Origin of the sequence: Salirhabdus euzebyi (assembly GCF_014207435.1) — a bacterium.
In the GTDB taxonomy this organism is placed as follows: Bacteria; Bacillota; Bacilli; order Bacillales; family Alkalibacillaceae; genus Salirhabdus; species Salirhabdus euzebyi.
This window is the reverse complement of sequence record NZ_JACHGH010000004.1, coordinates 301,270-314,282: the sequence shown is the minus strand read 5'-3', so window position 1 is coordinate 314,282 and position 13,013 is coordinate 301,270. Positions and strand designations below refer to the sequence as shown.

The 13,013-nt window shown below is 37.5% G+C and carries 14 protein-coding genes; 3 read left to right on the top strand and 11 right to left on the bottom strand.

Annotated features, from left to right (window positions below):
• Positions 1–31 precede the first annotated feature (31 nt).
• On the bottom strand, positions 32–1,609 hold the full coding sequence (locus HNQ94_RS08700; protein ID WP_174495578.1) for an alkaline phosphatase family protein: 1,578 nt from the start codon (positions 1,607–1,609) through the stop codon (positions 32–34).
• 101 nt (positions 1,610–1,710) lie between these two features.
• Here HNQ94_RS08700 and HNQ94_RS08695 point away from each other — a divergent pair, with 101 nt between their 5' ends.
• Complete coding sequence (locus HNQ94_RS08695) at positions 1,711–2,436, top strand: endonuclease/exonuclease/phosphatase family protein (RefSeq protein ID WP_174495579.1); 726 nt, start codon at positions 1,711–1,713, stop codon at positions 2,434–2,436.
• A 428-nt stretch (positions 2,437–2,864) separates the two neighbouring features.
• Here HNQ94_RS08695 and HNQ94_RS08690 read toward each other — a convergent pair whose 3' ends face one another.
• From HNQ94_RS08690 to HNQ94_RS08650, 9 genes are all read right to left on the bottom strand, one after another.
• Entirely contained in the window at positions 2,865–3,797 is a 933-nt protein-coding gene (locus HNQ94_RS08690) for a type II secretion system F family protein (protein WP_174495580.1), read from the bottom strand.
• A 5-nt stretch (positions 3,798–3,802) separates the two neighbouring features.
• Positions 3,803–4,759 carry a type II secretion system F family protein gene (locus tag HNQ94_RS08685; RefSeq protein ID WP_174495581.1) on the bottom strand — a complete coding sequence of 319 codons (957 nt, stop codon included), beginning with the start codon at positions 4,757–4,759 and terminating at the stop codon, positions 3,803–3,805.
• A gap of 3 nt (positions 4,760–4,762) precedes the next feature.
• A complete protein-coding gene (locus tag HNQ94_RS08680; RefSeq protein WP_174495582.1) occupies positions 4,763–6,109 on the bottom strand; it encodes a TadA family conjugal transfer-associated ATPase in 1,347 nt (448 codons plus the stop codon).
• Positions 6,109–7,305, bottom strand: a complete 1,197-nt coding sequence (locus HNQ94_RS08675; protein ID WP_174495583.1) for a CpaE/TadZ family protein — start codon at positions 7,303–7,305, stop codon at positions 6,109–6,111. Before HNQ94_RS08675 ends, HNQ94_RS08680 begins: the two co-directional genes overlap by 1 nt.
• Positions 7,302–7,919 carry a Flp pilus assembly protein CpaB gene (gene cpaB / locus HNQ94_RS08670; protein WP_174495584.1) on the bottom strand — a complete coding sequence of 206 codons (618 nt, stop codon included), beginning with the start codon at positions 7,917–7,919 and terminating at the stop codon, positions 7,302–7,304. The genes HNQ94_RS08675 and cpaB overlap by 4 nt, the downstream gene beginning before the upstream one ends.
• A 14-nt stretch (positions 7,920–7,933) precedes the next feature.
• Positions 7,934–8,911 carry a pilus assembly protein TadG-related protein gene (locus tag HNQ94_RS08665; protein WP_174495585.1) on the bottom strand — a complete coding sequence of 326 codons (978 nt, stop codon included), beginning with the start codon at positions 8,909–8,911 and terminating at the stop codon, positions 7,934–7,936.
• 1 nt (position 8,912) lies between these two features.
• The gene (locus HNQ94_RS08660) at positions 8,913–9,305 is read right to left on the bottom strand and encodes a TadE/TadG family type IV pilus assembly protein (RefSeq protein WP_174495586.1); all 393 of its coding nucleotides are present in this window, start codon (positions 9,303–9,305) and stop codon (positions 8,913–8,915) included.
• Complete coding sequence (locus HNQ94_RS08655) at positions 9,302–9,808, bottom strand: A24 family peptidase (RefSeq protein ID WP_174495587.1); 507 nt, start codon at positions 9,806–9,808, stop codon at positions 9,302–9,304. The genes HNQ94_RS08660 and HNQ94_RS08655 overlap by 4 nt, the downstream gene beginning before the upstream one ends.
• Before the next feature lie 65 nt (positions 9,809–9,873).
• Positions 9,874–10,071, bottom strand: coding sequence for a Flp family type IVb pilin (locus tag HNQ94_RS08650; RefSeq protein WP_174495588.1), 198 nt, complete (start codon positions 10,069–10,071; stop codon positions 9,874–9,876).
• A gap of 225 nt (positions 10,072–10,296) precedes the next feature.
• Here HNQ94_RS08650 and HNQ94_RS08645 point away from each other — a divergent pair, with 225 nt between their 5' ends.
• Entirely contained in the window at positions 10,297–10,623 is a 327-nt protein-coding gene (locus tag HNQ94_RS08645; protein ID WP_174495589.1) for a DUF192 domain-containing protein, read from the top strand.
• 20 nt (positions 10,624–10,643) lie between these two features.
• Here the strand turns inward: HNQ94_RS08645 and HNQ94_RS08640 are convergent, their stop codons facing one another.
• Positions 10,644–11,939 carry an O-antigen ligase family protein gene (locus tag HNQ94_RS08640; protein ID WP_174495590.1) on the bottom strand — a complete coding sequence of 432 codons (1,296 nt, stop codon included), beginning with the start codon at positions 11,937–11,939 and terminating at the stop codon, positions 10,644–10,646.
• A gap of 115 nt (positions 11,940–12,054) precedes the next feature.
• Between HNQ94_RS08640 and HNQ94_RS08635 the strand changes: the two genes are divergently transcribed.
• Positions 12,055–12,963 (top strand): Tad domain-containing protein, encoded by a 909-nt coding sequence (locus HNQ94_RS08635; protein WP_174495591.1) that lies wholly within the window; start codon positions 12,055–12,057, stop codon positions 12,961–12,963.
• The last annotated feature ends 50 nt before the right edge of the window (positions 12,964–13,013 follow it).

The following is a 13,013-nucleotide window of genomic DNA, read 5'->3' as shown; positions in this document are numbered from 1 at the left end:
CATCCTTGTCATTGCGAAATTGCGTTCGGTCCTATTTGCTATTTATGATTTGCAATATCCATTGCTTCAAATCCACCATTCTCATATGTAGTGGTTTCGTATCAGTCCCCGTTACAATCATCGGTACCATTGCATCTTGTTTATGCAAGGATCCATGGGAACCACCACCTGGATGTGTTGGTGTCCCCTCTGCCACAAACTCATAGCCTGGTTTTGCATCAACCACTAAATAATTCCCTTGATGGGAACGCAGGGAACTATGGAGCCTCGCAAGGGCATCTGGGTAATTTCCGTATGTAATGGTGTTGTCATTAACGGAAATATCTAACAAAGCAAGGTTACCTTCCACTGTCCATGATTTCTCATACGGATCTATCGTTGGTCCATTCGGCTGGAACACAAGTCTTTCTTCATTATTTCCAGCCACTACATTTTGTCCTTCGTTATTTTTCCAAGCAATAAACCCAATCCGCTCATCCTGTTGCAACTTACCCACTAGTTCTTCTATTTGAATCGTTGAATCTAACCGATGAATAAAAGCCATTCGCTCATTAAGCGCCAACACAAGCTGATCCTCATCTTTAATCGGTTCTGCAATTCTATGGATGGTAAAGGAATGAAATATTTCATGCAAATTAATTAATCCCTCTTCTTTCGCTTCATGAACATCTGCCTGTCCACTATCACCCATGACAATCCAAACCTTATCTTTTATTGCTTCTTCCCAAGATTCATACGTATTTAATAGTTCCTGAAGCTGTATATCAACTTTTTCAATCGCATTTAAATGCTTTTCTGCTCCACTTTTATGCACTTCTTTATCTAAATCTGAAAAGTACGCAAGAGTAAACGCGGGTAACTTATTATTTTCCATTAAGTACTTTAACTCTTGCGTAGAAAATTTATCATTAAAACCGTAAGCTTCCCAAATTTGATTATTATTTTTATTTACAGGACTAAATTGAGCAAAAGCACCATAAGAAAAAAGTTCTGGTGTTTCAATATCATACCCTTCTGGCAAAACGTCAACATTAGATAAAGCTTCTGGAAATGTAATCGTCGTTTTTTCCGGCCCCCGGTAAATTAGTGCATTAATTGTACTTGATTGAAATCCTTGCAAAGCTAATTCTTCATGAATCGTCTTTACCTCCCGACTTAAATGGGTGTGATTCAAATGAAACAAACTATTTTCAATTACATTTTTATAACCTAACTTTAAAATTTCCTCCCTAGCACTACCATAGTTAATGAGTTCTTTATTCTTCTCATCAAACCAAACAAGCCCAGGAACACGATGATGTTCAGGATAAACACCAGTTAACAACGTACTATCGATCGATACAGACATTGTCGGATAACTACTCACAACATCAGGATAAAGATGCCCTTTCTCCATTAAAAACTGAAGAGCTGGTGCACGCCCTTCATTAATTACTTGTAGTAGAGGCTTCTCCATTAATGAATCCACCATAAGTAAAACAACTGGCTTCTGTACTGGATTTACTTTTTTCTCATCCAGTGACTGATTTGCCGGTTGTCGACCTTTAAAAAATAAAATAATTCCAGTAACAATGAGAATAATAAGTAGTATGTACATCAATTTTTTCATCCTTTTTTCATCCTTTTTTTTTAAATGAAAGACTGCACGTATATAGTGCCATTATAGATGACATACTATACACCTTTATTACAGAAGAAGGAGAAGATATTTTGCAAATAAAAGTAATGACATTTAACATACATCACGGGAAAGGAAACGATAAACAAATAAACCTGGATCGTATAGCAAACGTCATCAAAAATGGCAGAGCAGATATTGTCGCATTGAACGAAGTAGATAAACGCTACGGAAAACGTAGCCATTTCGAGGACCAAGCAGGTATGCTCGCTGAGAAACTTAATATGTATCATGCCTTTAGTCCATCCATTCGATTGAAGTCTGCCAATGCTGAAGAAAGACAATATGGAAATGGACTTCTATCTCGTTTTCCAATTGTGAATAAAAAACTGCATGCATTTGACTTTGTTCGTGGATTAGTCGAAGGCCGATCCATGCTAGAAACAACAATCAAAACTAATGAAAAACACATCCAAGTTTTTGTTACTCACCTTAGCTTGAACCCGTTTTTACATCGCAAACAAACGGAATCTATCATGAAGACATTATCCAATAGTGAACATTCCTCTCTATTAATGGGGGACTGGAACATGAGGCCAGGATCAAGAGGCTGGCGGAGAGTAACAGAAGAGCTGCAAGACACCTGGTATGTAGCTGGAAAAGGAAGTGGGCACACCTACTCTGCAAACAGACCAAGAATGCGGTTAGATTATATATTTGCGAGCTCTGCTTTTCGCGTATTAGAAACGAAAGTGGTAAGTACTGATCCCAGTGCTTCTGATCATTTGCCTGTGATCGCGACGTTGGAGCTGGATTGATTTTAGGCACGTGCCTGGCTGGCTTTTGTATTTGCGGGAAATTTGATGAAAGGGGAACTTTTGATTATTTCCGGTAAAGCTTCAATAACTGCTCAGAAATTGCAATAATTTAGTCCAAACCTTTGATAAATCAGTCTGAACCTTTAATAAATCTACCTCAACCTTCAATTATTCCAGTTAAAGCTTTAAAAACTTTTCCAGAACTGATAAATAAGACCCGTCAAGCCACAATCTCCTCCCTCTCCCCATAAAATATAGTAAACTATACATCTACATACAAAAAAGGAGACAAAAGCATGAGTTATGGTCTAAGCACACTCTTTTTAGGACTAGCACTAGGGACGATTGGTCTAGTTTTTATTGGTTCCTTCATATTTTAAGCAAGAAAAAGAGCAGCAATCACGAAATTGTGATTGCTGCTCTTGTTTTTACATCGATAGAACACCTTGGATTAGCTGGATAACAAGTGGGCCTAACAACACGATGAACATCGCTGGAAAAATGAATAAAAGCATAGGGAAAATCATTTTCACCGGTGCTTTCATCGCCTTTTCCCGAGCTAACTGGCGTTGCTTTTCCCGAATTTGGTGTGTTAATTGACGAATTACTTTCCCCATTCCTAGCCCAAGCTGATCTGCTTGAATTAAGGAGGTCATGACACTTTGGAACGAGTCTAGTGGCACGCGGTCACGCACATTGGAATAGGCAACTTTTCGTAGCTTACCAAGCTTCATGTCCTCTAAAGCGCGCATGAATTCATCACTAAGTGGCCCTTTATTTTGATGACATACCTTTAACACTGCAGAGTCTACACCAAGGCCAGCCTCAATGGACAAGTTCACCATATCGAAAAAGTCAGGCATATCCTTTTGAATTTGTTCTACTCTTTTTCGTTTTCTTACACTTAAATAAAATTGTGGGATGTATAACCCTAACGCCGCAAAGGTTAAGGATAAAAACAAAATGCTAAAAAACTTATCTGGACTCGCTTGAATAAACAGTAAAAAGGCAAAGGAAAAGGCAAATAGCCCAGCCAACAACTGAGTGACACGAAACTCAATTGGGGTCCAACCGAATGGATTTCCCGCTTCCCGGAGCTTTTTTTCTAAATCCATTTTCACAGCTTTAGACATTTTTTTCTCCGTTGACTGATGAAGCTTATGAATCATTGGTTTCATTTTGTCATTAATCCCGATAGAATTTCCTTTTCTCTGTTTTCCAGCGCCTTCTAACGCTCCCCCATTTACTAAAGCAAGTCTCTTTTCCATTATAAGTTCCCGTTTATAAAGAAAATTTAACACGCCTGCAGTAATGAGCATAAAAAACATAAAGGTAGTAAATAAAACAAAAATTAGCTGCATCTGGTTTACACCTCGATTTGAACAATTTTACGAATGAATATCCATCCAATGACGATATTGACACAGGCCATGATAACCATTAGCCAGCCAATTGGATGAGTGAACAATACGTTAAAATATTCCGGATTGACGAGCTTCAAATATCCTGCCAACGCAATCGGCAAGAGCGTAATAATCACGGATGACATTTTCCCTTGAGACGTGAGTGTATTAAGCTCATCATTTACACTAATCCGACCTCGAATCGTATCCTGAATCGTTTCCAATAAAACCGATAAATTCCCACCACTTGTACGTTGAATCAGCAAAGCTTTCACCGTTAGTTCTAAGTCCTTATGTGGCAATCGTTTTAACATTTTTTCAAAGGCCTCTTCCACCGAAACCCCTAATTGAATATCACGTAACGTTTTGGCGAATTCCTCCCCAATTGGCTCCGGAAACTCCTCTGATACTAGTTTCATCGATTGCATAAAGCTAAAGCCAGCACGCATAGCATTAGCCATCGTACCCAATGCTTCAGACAATTGGGTTGAACAACGAATTAAACGTTTACGAATTTTTCTCTTCATATGAATACTTGGAAGCATATAGCCAATAAAAGCGATCGGGATCAAAAATAAAATATGTAAATTGTACAATCCCGCTATGACAACCATAACCAATGCCGTCAAAAATCGAACGGCAAAAAATTCGCTTGGTGTTAATGTAGAGCCTGCATGGACGAGCAGGTCCCTCCACTTTTTGGCGAACGTAATGCCCTCCAGTTGTTTCCCTAGCCATTGGACAAGCGCAGTTAACGGACGTTTTTCCTCTTCTTCTTTTTCAACTTCGTCTTCTTGTGAAGCTTGCACGTATTTCTTCATTCTTTGCTCTACTTTTCTCTGCTTATTTAACGGAATAAGCATGAGTAGCAATAGACAGATAACGGAAATAAGGAAAATACTAATATATATACTACCCATTGCCTACCACTCTCCTTGGAACAAGGCCGAAGAAAGCTTAATACCTTTTGACTCTAGTAAGTCAGCAAATTTTGGTCGAATACCAGTAGGAGAAAATCTTCCTAACACGTGACCGTCATAGCCAACACCTGTTTCTTTAAATAAGAACAGATCTTGTAGAACGACAATGTCTCCCTCTAATCCTAAAACTTCTGTAATATGTGTTACTTTTCTTGTCCCATCCTTCAAACGAGATTGATGAATAATAAGGTCTACTGCCCCTGCAATTTGTTCCCGAATTGCTTTTACTGGTAAATCAAATCCAGCCATTAACACCATCGTTTCCAAACGAGATAACAAATCCCTTGGGGAGTTCGCATGCCCAGTACTTAAACTCCCATCATGACCAGTATTCATTGCTTGAAGCATATCTAACGCCTCACTGCTACGAACCTCCCCAACAATAATTCGGTCAGGACGCATACGTAAAGCATTTCTTACTAAGTCACGAATCGTAATTTCCCCTTCTCCTTCGATGTTAGGAGGTCTCGATTCCAATGTCACCAAATGAGGCTGGGACAATTGAAGCTCGGCAGCATCCTCAATCGTAACGATACGTTCATCACTAGGAATAAAAGAAGAAAGTACGTTCAGCATACTCGTTTTACCAGAACCCGTGTTACCACTGACTAAAATGTTTAATTTAGAGCTAACACACGCTTTTAAAAATTCTGCCATTTCATCAGTTAACGTGCCAAAACGAATAAAGTCCTGAATTGTAAAAGGTGTCTCCGAAAATTTACGAATCGTAATCGTTGGGCCATTAATCGCAAGTGGTGGAATGATCGCATTCACACGAGATCCATCCGGTAAACGCGCATCAACCATAGGGGAACTCTCATCTATACGACGTCCTAATGGGGTTACTATCTTTTCGATAATACGAGTAATATGTCCATTATCTTTAAATTGGACATCCGTTTTGATTAGTTTCCCTTTTTTCTCCACGTACACATCATTGGGTCCATTGACCATAATTTCCGTTACAGCAGGGTCATGTAATAGCGGAGTGATTGGGCCAAAACCGACAAGCTCATTTTTAACAGCCCCTACCAGTTCCCGCTTTTCCTCAAACGAAACGGCAACAGACTGCTCATCTAAGAAACTTTCTGCTAGTTCGTAGATTTTCTGGTCAATATTTTCTTCATTTTGATTTTTCTTCTGAATTTCTTCAATTACGTAATTATGCAGCCTTGATTCTAAATCATTACCAGTCCTTTTTTGTGGCTGATACGTCTTTAAAATTTTCGTTGATGACTGAGGTTTATCGATTAATGGATCATTATTTCCTAATCTTTTTAACAAAGACATTATTTCCCGCCTCCTACCTTTAGTAGTTTACGAGTGTTTTTCGGAGTTTGCTCCTTTGGTCTTTCCTCTCTCTGCTGCAGTACACTTTTAATTAAATTAAACGTATCCTTCGCAATTTTCGTTCTAGGATGCGTGTAAACAAACGGTTTTCCTTCATTGACAGAAGCAAGCACAATATTTTTCATATCCGCTATTCTGCCAAGTAAAGGCATTCCTAAAACTTCTTCCGCCGCTTCATCTGTTACCCCTTTATTCCTTTTCACAGCACGGCTTAATACCATATTCACTTTATGTTTTAATCCTAACGAGTCAAGTGTATTGATTAACATTTTTCCATTTTTTAATGTCGGCAAATCCAAGTATGTCATAAGCAATATGTGGTTTGCTTGCTCTAAAGCTACCAGGCCGTTCTCTTCTAAATAAGATTGGGTATCTACGATGATAATGTCATATTCCTGCTTCAACGTTTGTAATAAGGCACGAATATGATCGCCTGTAATGACCTCCGCAAACTCTGGGCGTTGCGGTGCTGCAATGATATGGAGATAATCATCATAGTGATACATATGCTGATCTACTTTACGAACCGTTTTGTGATATTCTTCCTTCACCCAGTCGTAGATCGTTTTACGAGGCTTGCAATCTAGGAAAAGCGCAACATCCCCAAACTGTAGATTTGCATCAACAATGGCAACACGCTTCATGTCCTTTGTGTACGCTGCAGCTAGATTGACAGCTAAGGTTGTTTTCCCAATGCCACCTTTTGTACTTGCAATCGTCATGATTTGCCCCGGTTCCTTAAAACGATTAGGGGAAACTAGCTTCGCTTGGTTTTTTTGGTATTCTCGCTGTCCTGCCGCTTTAAACGTTTCGAGAAAGTCCTCTTCTGAAGCGGCAGCTAAAATAATATCAGATGCACCTGCCCGCATTGCTCTTCGAATATCAAAGTAACTTTCAGACGTTACAATCATAAACGAGACATCAGGATAGGCAACCGTTAACTTCTGACAAAGCTCATACACACTATCATCATCAATTGCCACTACAGCAACAGACGCTTCCTGCTTCTGCAGTTTTTTATGTAAATCTTCCTTTGCTCTTTGCCACTGAACCGAAATGTCCGTATATTGAAGAACCGAATCTATCTTTTCCGTTAATGGAAACCGATCTGATATACCTAACCAATTTTGCTTCATTTTATCCACACTCCCGAATGAAGTTCGTCCTCATGAATATGCAAATGATCCTCGACTAACTCATTGTCCCCTTCTTTACGAAGCATGAGGTACAAGTCATATTTCGTTGCGAACCCTAGTGCTAAGCCTTCTTCTGGGGAAACCTCTAGGGTTGCAAGAGCATAGCGCTTCATTTCTTCGGCTGTGTCGGCCGCGTGCGCAATAGCTAAAACTTTAAGATTTTGCAAAATAACAACTGTAGAGGCGTGTTGCCCTTCCTGCGCATCTTCTGGAACGTCCATATTCGCTACAACATCAACATAAGAACCAGGTGTAATAAAACCAGATACACCTTGCGCATCCCCTGCTATATTAATAGACATGGCTCTTTTCCCATCTTCAATAGGTAAAAGCTCATTTTTGAACTCTTCTTCTTCCCCACTAGCATTTGTGCTTGCTGTTTCTACAACATTTTCCTGTTCTTTTTCATCCTGACCTTGCTGTGTCTCCGTACCTTCCGTTGACGCTGGTGCCACTTGATTGTTGGCATAATTAGAATTAATAAATAAATAGAGTGCTAATGTTGCAAGGATCCCAAAAACTAAGGACCATATCCATATACGTTTTGTTTTCATAAGTATCACCTCTTCTATTCGACTAGCTTGACTTTACATGTACTACACATTTCTCCAGGTTGTGTAATTAATACATGTGGTACATAAACACCATGTGTAATTTTCGCATCCTCATCAACATAGTCAATCCAAAATGGTAATAAACCTAGGATTTTTACATCAACAGAGGATCCTTTAAGATCATCTAGTGTTTGAATGATTGGAACAACAACTACTCTTGCACAATCATTTAATTCTGCAGTTGTCGCACTGTTACATTTGGTTTTACCTTTATCTAAGTTTATTCGATAATTAAATGCTCCTGTTTCATCACTATTTCCAATTATAGGCCCTGATGCTACTCCTGTTTTTGAAGAGTATTCTTTTCCAACTTCAACAGTAGTTCCATACATAATTCCATCTTTTACTTCCTTTGCTCCTTTACCAGGTAGTTTCTTTGTATCTAAATACCCATAGTTTCCCGATTTCCCATTACCCGGACCATGATTAAATTGATATGTATTCATTGCAACATGACCAAAATGTATAGTATCATCTTCATCTTCTGCTTTTGCAATAACTCTCGGTAAGATTATAGGGACTATACTATCCCCATATCCCAAATCGATTAATTGTGCCTTAGCGGATGCATAAACATCTGCATTGTCAAAATTAATAACCTTTGCAAAAGTCATTTCTTTGTTAACCGTAAGACTTGCCTTTACATAGTTTTCTGCAAAATCAACAGTTATATCTCCACCTGGTAAGGTATATCCATTCTTCTTGGCTATATTTATTGCCGCAGTCTTAACTTCTGCTTCCGATTTATTAAGTTCTTGAGCAGCACCTAATACGGCAGCGTCAAGTGATTTCTGCAATTGACTTTTCTCTATGTATAACCTTCCTCCGTCTACTACTATAGCAGTGAACCCTAACAGCATAACAAGAGCAACTGCCACTAGAACTAACGCATTCCCCTCTTGTTCTTTTAATAGCCTTTTAAACAACTTCATCTTACTCCACCCTCATAACCGTCGTATTTTTTAACGTTAAGTCATTTAATATATCCCCTATGATTGGGGTAAGAAAATCAACTGAATACGAAAGGGTTATTGTTACATTAGAGCCACTAACTAAACCAATAGCTTCATCTTCAGGAGTAATATTGATATTTGTGCTTGGGTCTAAAGTAATACTGTTTGCTGCAGCCACTTCCACAGCTCTATCTTCGATGTCATCTTCGTTGTAACCTATAGTAGCTACTCTTGCTGCCTCTCTTCCAGCATGATCAAGTGTTAAATATACATGAAAAATCCGACCAAAGTCCGTTATACCAAATAAAATTAATAGCAAAACAGGCAACACCAACGCTGTTTCAACAAGCGATTGCCCCTTTTCTGATTTCATAGTATTCCACCCCATATATATGTACATAAAACACCGGCAGCAATAGCTACTCCATAAGGAAACCCTGGAGCCAGATCTGACTTATCAACGAACTGAATACTACCTCTGTTTCCTTTTAAAAACATAAAAGATAAAAAGAATCTATTTAAAAACTGAAAAAAGTGTTTTCTTTTCATAATGATAAAAAGCGCTATTAACCCCCCTATTGCTGCAGCGTATAAAAAGGTACTAAATGTAAATGCTGCTCCTTTAATTGATCCAATAGCTGTCATTAACTTTACATCTCCAGCACCTATTCCTCCCATTGCAAAAGGAATGAAAAAAACCCCAAATCCTACAAGTAAACCTTTTAAACTAAAAAAAAGACCATCAAGACCACCTATAACCACATGAAATGTTAATCCTAGTACTAAAGCTGGAATAGTTACTATGTTCAATATTTTTCTGTACTTAATATCTGTAGCAACACAAAGAACCAAAATTATTAAAATAATATAATCCATAATATCCTATCTCCTTATGAAAAACCCTGCTTCCCATTAAGAAAGCAGGGTAAGGTATAAAAGAATCAACCACCAGAAGGGCTTGTTGTTCCATTTTTATTTGCTAGACCATCTTTAATTTCAGTGAAGATTGTACCGATCTGTCCCCCTAAAGCATATAAGAGTCCTATTACAACTAAAGCAACTAATGCAATAATCAAACCATACTCCGTCAACGCCTGCCCTTCCTCTTCCTTCCACAACCTCTTAAAAACTCTTAACATTTCCCATTCCTCCTATGTAACCTAATTTTTATTTTGTTCTATATAAAGAACTTATCGTTATTTTATGTTAGTTATATAGAAATTAAAACCTTCAAATTTGTTCATTTGTTCGTAAAAAAGAACTATTTTCCTTCATTTTCTGCTAATAACTCCTTTTTTCTTACAATTTCGTTTTTTATAAAGAATTTTATTGTCTTATATAATGAACAAAAGGGGGATCTAAAAATGATTAATAATCAACTTCAAACACAACTAAGAATAGATATTGCTGATACGTTCTTTAAGCGAGTTCGCGGGTTAATGTTTAAGAAAGAGTTAGTTGGAGAGGGACTTCATATTGAGCCTTGCAATTCTATTCATATGTGTTTTATGAAATTTCCGATAGACGTCGTGATGTTAGATAAGAACAAAGAAGTCGTCTTTATAAAAGCAGACGTAAAACCATGGAGGATCATCCCACCTGTTAAAGAGGCCTATTCTACACTTGAATTACCGGTTGGATCCATCCAAAAATACAAAATTGATAAAGGGCAACGTTTGAATTTTATGTAACCACAAACAAACCCCCTATTTTAAGAAATAGGGGGTTTGTCACCTTTTACTATGTAACGAAAAGATAAGCCATATGTTATGCCAAGCAAACACCAGAAAAATGGGGCAACTGATATGACACTTATATTAAAGAAAGCTTGAATGATATAGCCGATGATTGCTGCTATCAAACCATAATGTAGAAATAGCTCCCTTCCATTAACATGTTTTAAAGATTTAAACGCCTGAAACAATACAGTAAATACAATTAATAAATACATAATTAGTGCCGGAACACCCATAGTAACAGCCATATGTAAGTATTCATTATGTGCTTTATCGACGTATTGTTCTGTCCCAAAGACGACTTCAAAATCCTCTTGCTCTGGTAAAAAAACGGAATAATACAACGTATCAGGTCCAGAACCTAACCAAAAATATTCTTTTACAAAAGGTAATGTTTTTTCCCATATAAAAAAGCGATGCGTTCCCTCACTGCCGTCCCCTTCACCAGTAAGTAAATTTTGTGATTCCTGTAACGTATGACCAGCTCTACTTAAGATTGTTCCGTTCTCCATTTTATCGACTATTAGAACAGTTACTATTAACACGCCAACTAATAATGTCCATCTTTTCCACAAATGCTTTCTTTTCATAATCAAGAACAAAGTTAAAAAAGCTATTCCTAAAAAAATACCGATCCAAGAACTACGTGTCATGGAAAAGAGAGCCGCAATTGTAAGTAGAGAAATTGCAGTAAGGTAATATGTCCGATTTTTTATGTTGTTAGCACTTAAATAAAAGGGCACTACAAACATAGTAACAATCACAAGATAAGAACCAAAAAAATTCGGATTTTTAAATAGCCCTGCACTTCTTACTGGGTACACCTTTTTCTCTGTTGCTAATAAGTCTAATCCATAATGCTGAAATATCGCATATATCCCTACAAGTATTCCAACAACTACTATTCCCTTCATCAGTTTCTCTACTTCATTCACTTTGACTAATCGAAAGGAAAAAATAAAAATACTTAAATAAATAATCCAAGCGATCATTCCTTCAAAACGATCAACCATTCCAAACACAGCGATAAACGGATTTACTGAAGTTATTGTAGAAATAAAAATTAGTAAGAAAAATAAGGCAATCAAAAAATCCACTCTTGTAATCGGCACTTGTATATTTTGAGTCCACCATTCTCTTTTTTTGCCTAATAATGCCCAAACAATACAAACAAACAATATAAGGTAAATTAACTTTGGAACATCCGTAAATTCTTCAGAAGCGAAAGGAAAAATCATAAAAGGAAATAAAATCATAAACCACTTAACCATAAAATCCCCCCACAAAAACGTTCTCTATAACGTACCCATATACTATATCATAAATTTGGAATTTTTTAGATATACATTTTTAAAATATTCTTAAATAAATAGGGGGAAAACGTGCATGCAGAAATTCTTTTCGAACGAAAAGGGTCAATCAATCGTTCTTGTTGTTATTATGCTTGTGGTGTTAGTAGGCTTGGCTGGTTTAGTTATTGATGGAGGAAGACTCTATTTGGCAAAGTCCCAGCTCCAAAAAGCAGTAGATGCAGGAGCACTTGCGGGAGCAGATATGATGGTTGAGGGAATGACTACAAATAACACATACAATTACTCTGGATCTAAAGACAAAGCCGAAAAATTAGCACATACGAATTATACAAATAGTAAAATATCATATCTTGCTACTTTTCCTGATGAAAGTAATGTCATAAAAGTTGACGGTGAAGAAAAGGTTTCTCTCCTACTAATGTCTATACTTGGATTGGATTTATCTACCGTCAAGGCAGAGGCACAAGCAAAAATAGGTCAATTAAATAGAGTTGGTGAAGGTTTAGTTGTCCCAATTGGTATTGAGTTAAACCAAGAACTTACATATGGTTCCACTTGGGAACTTAATGACCAGCCTGGATCTGGTGTAAATGGATGGTACAATTTCTTAGATTTTTCTCACATTGATCCAACCCCACCTAATAGTGGTAATAGTGCATTAGCCGATTATATAATAGAAGGTTCCCCTTCACCTATAGAAATTGGCGACACCCTCCATGTCCAAGAAGGAGAGGGAAGTGTTAGTAATAATGTCCAAAAAGCTGTTGAATTTAGGGAAGGTCAAATTGTCTATGTCCCTGTTGTGGAGCCTATTGATGATGAAAATAAATTAGTAAAAGTCATTGGATTTGCAGCGTTTAAAATTACCGGTGAATATTCTGGTCATGCAATAGAAGGTGAATTTATTCAACTCGTCACACCTGGAGAAATCGGTGATAATACCTCAGAATACGGTACATACACATCTAAACTCATAAAATAAATGACATTTGTAATATAGTATTCTCCCCACATAATCTCTATAATGAGGTT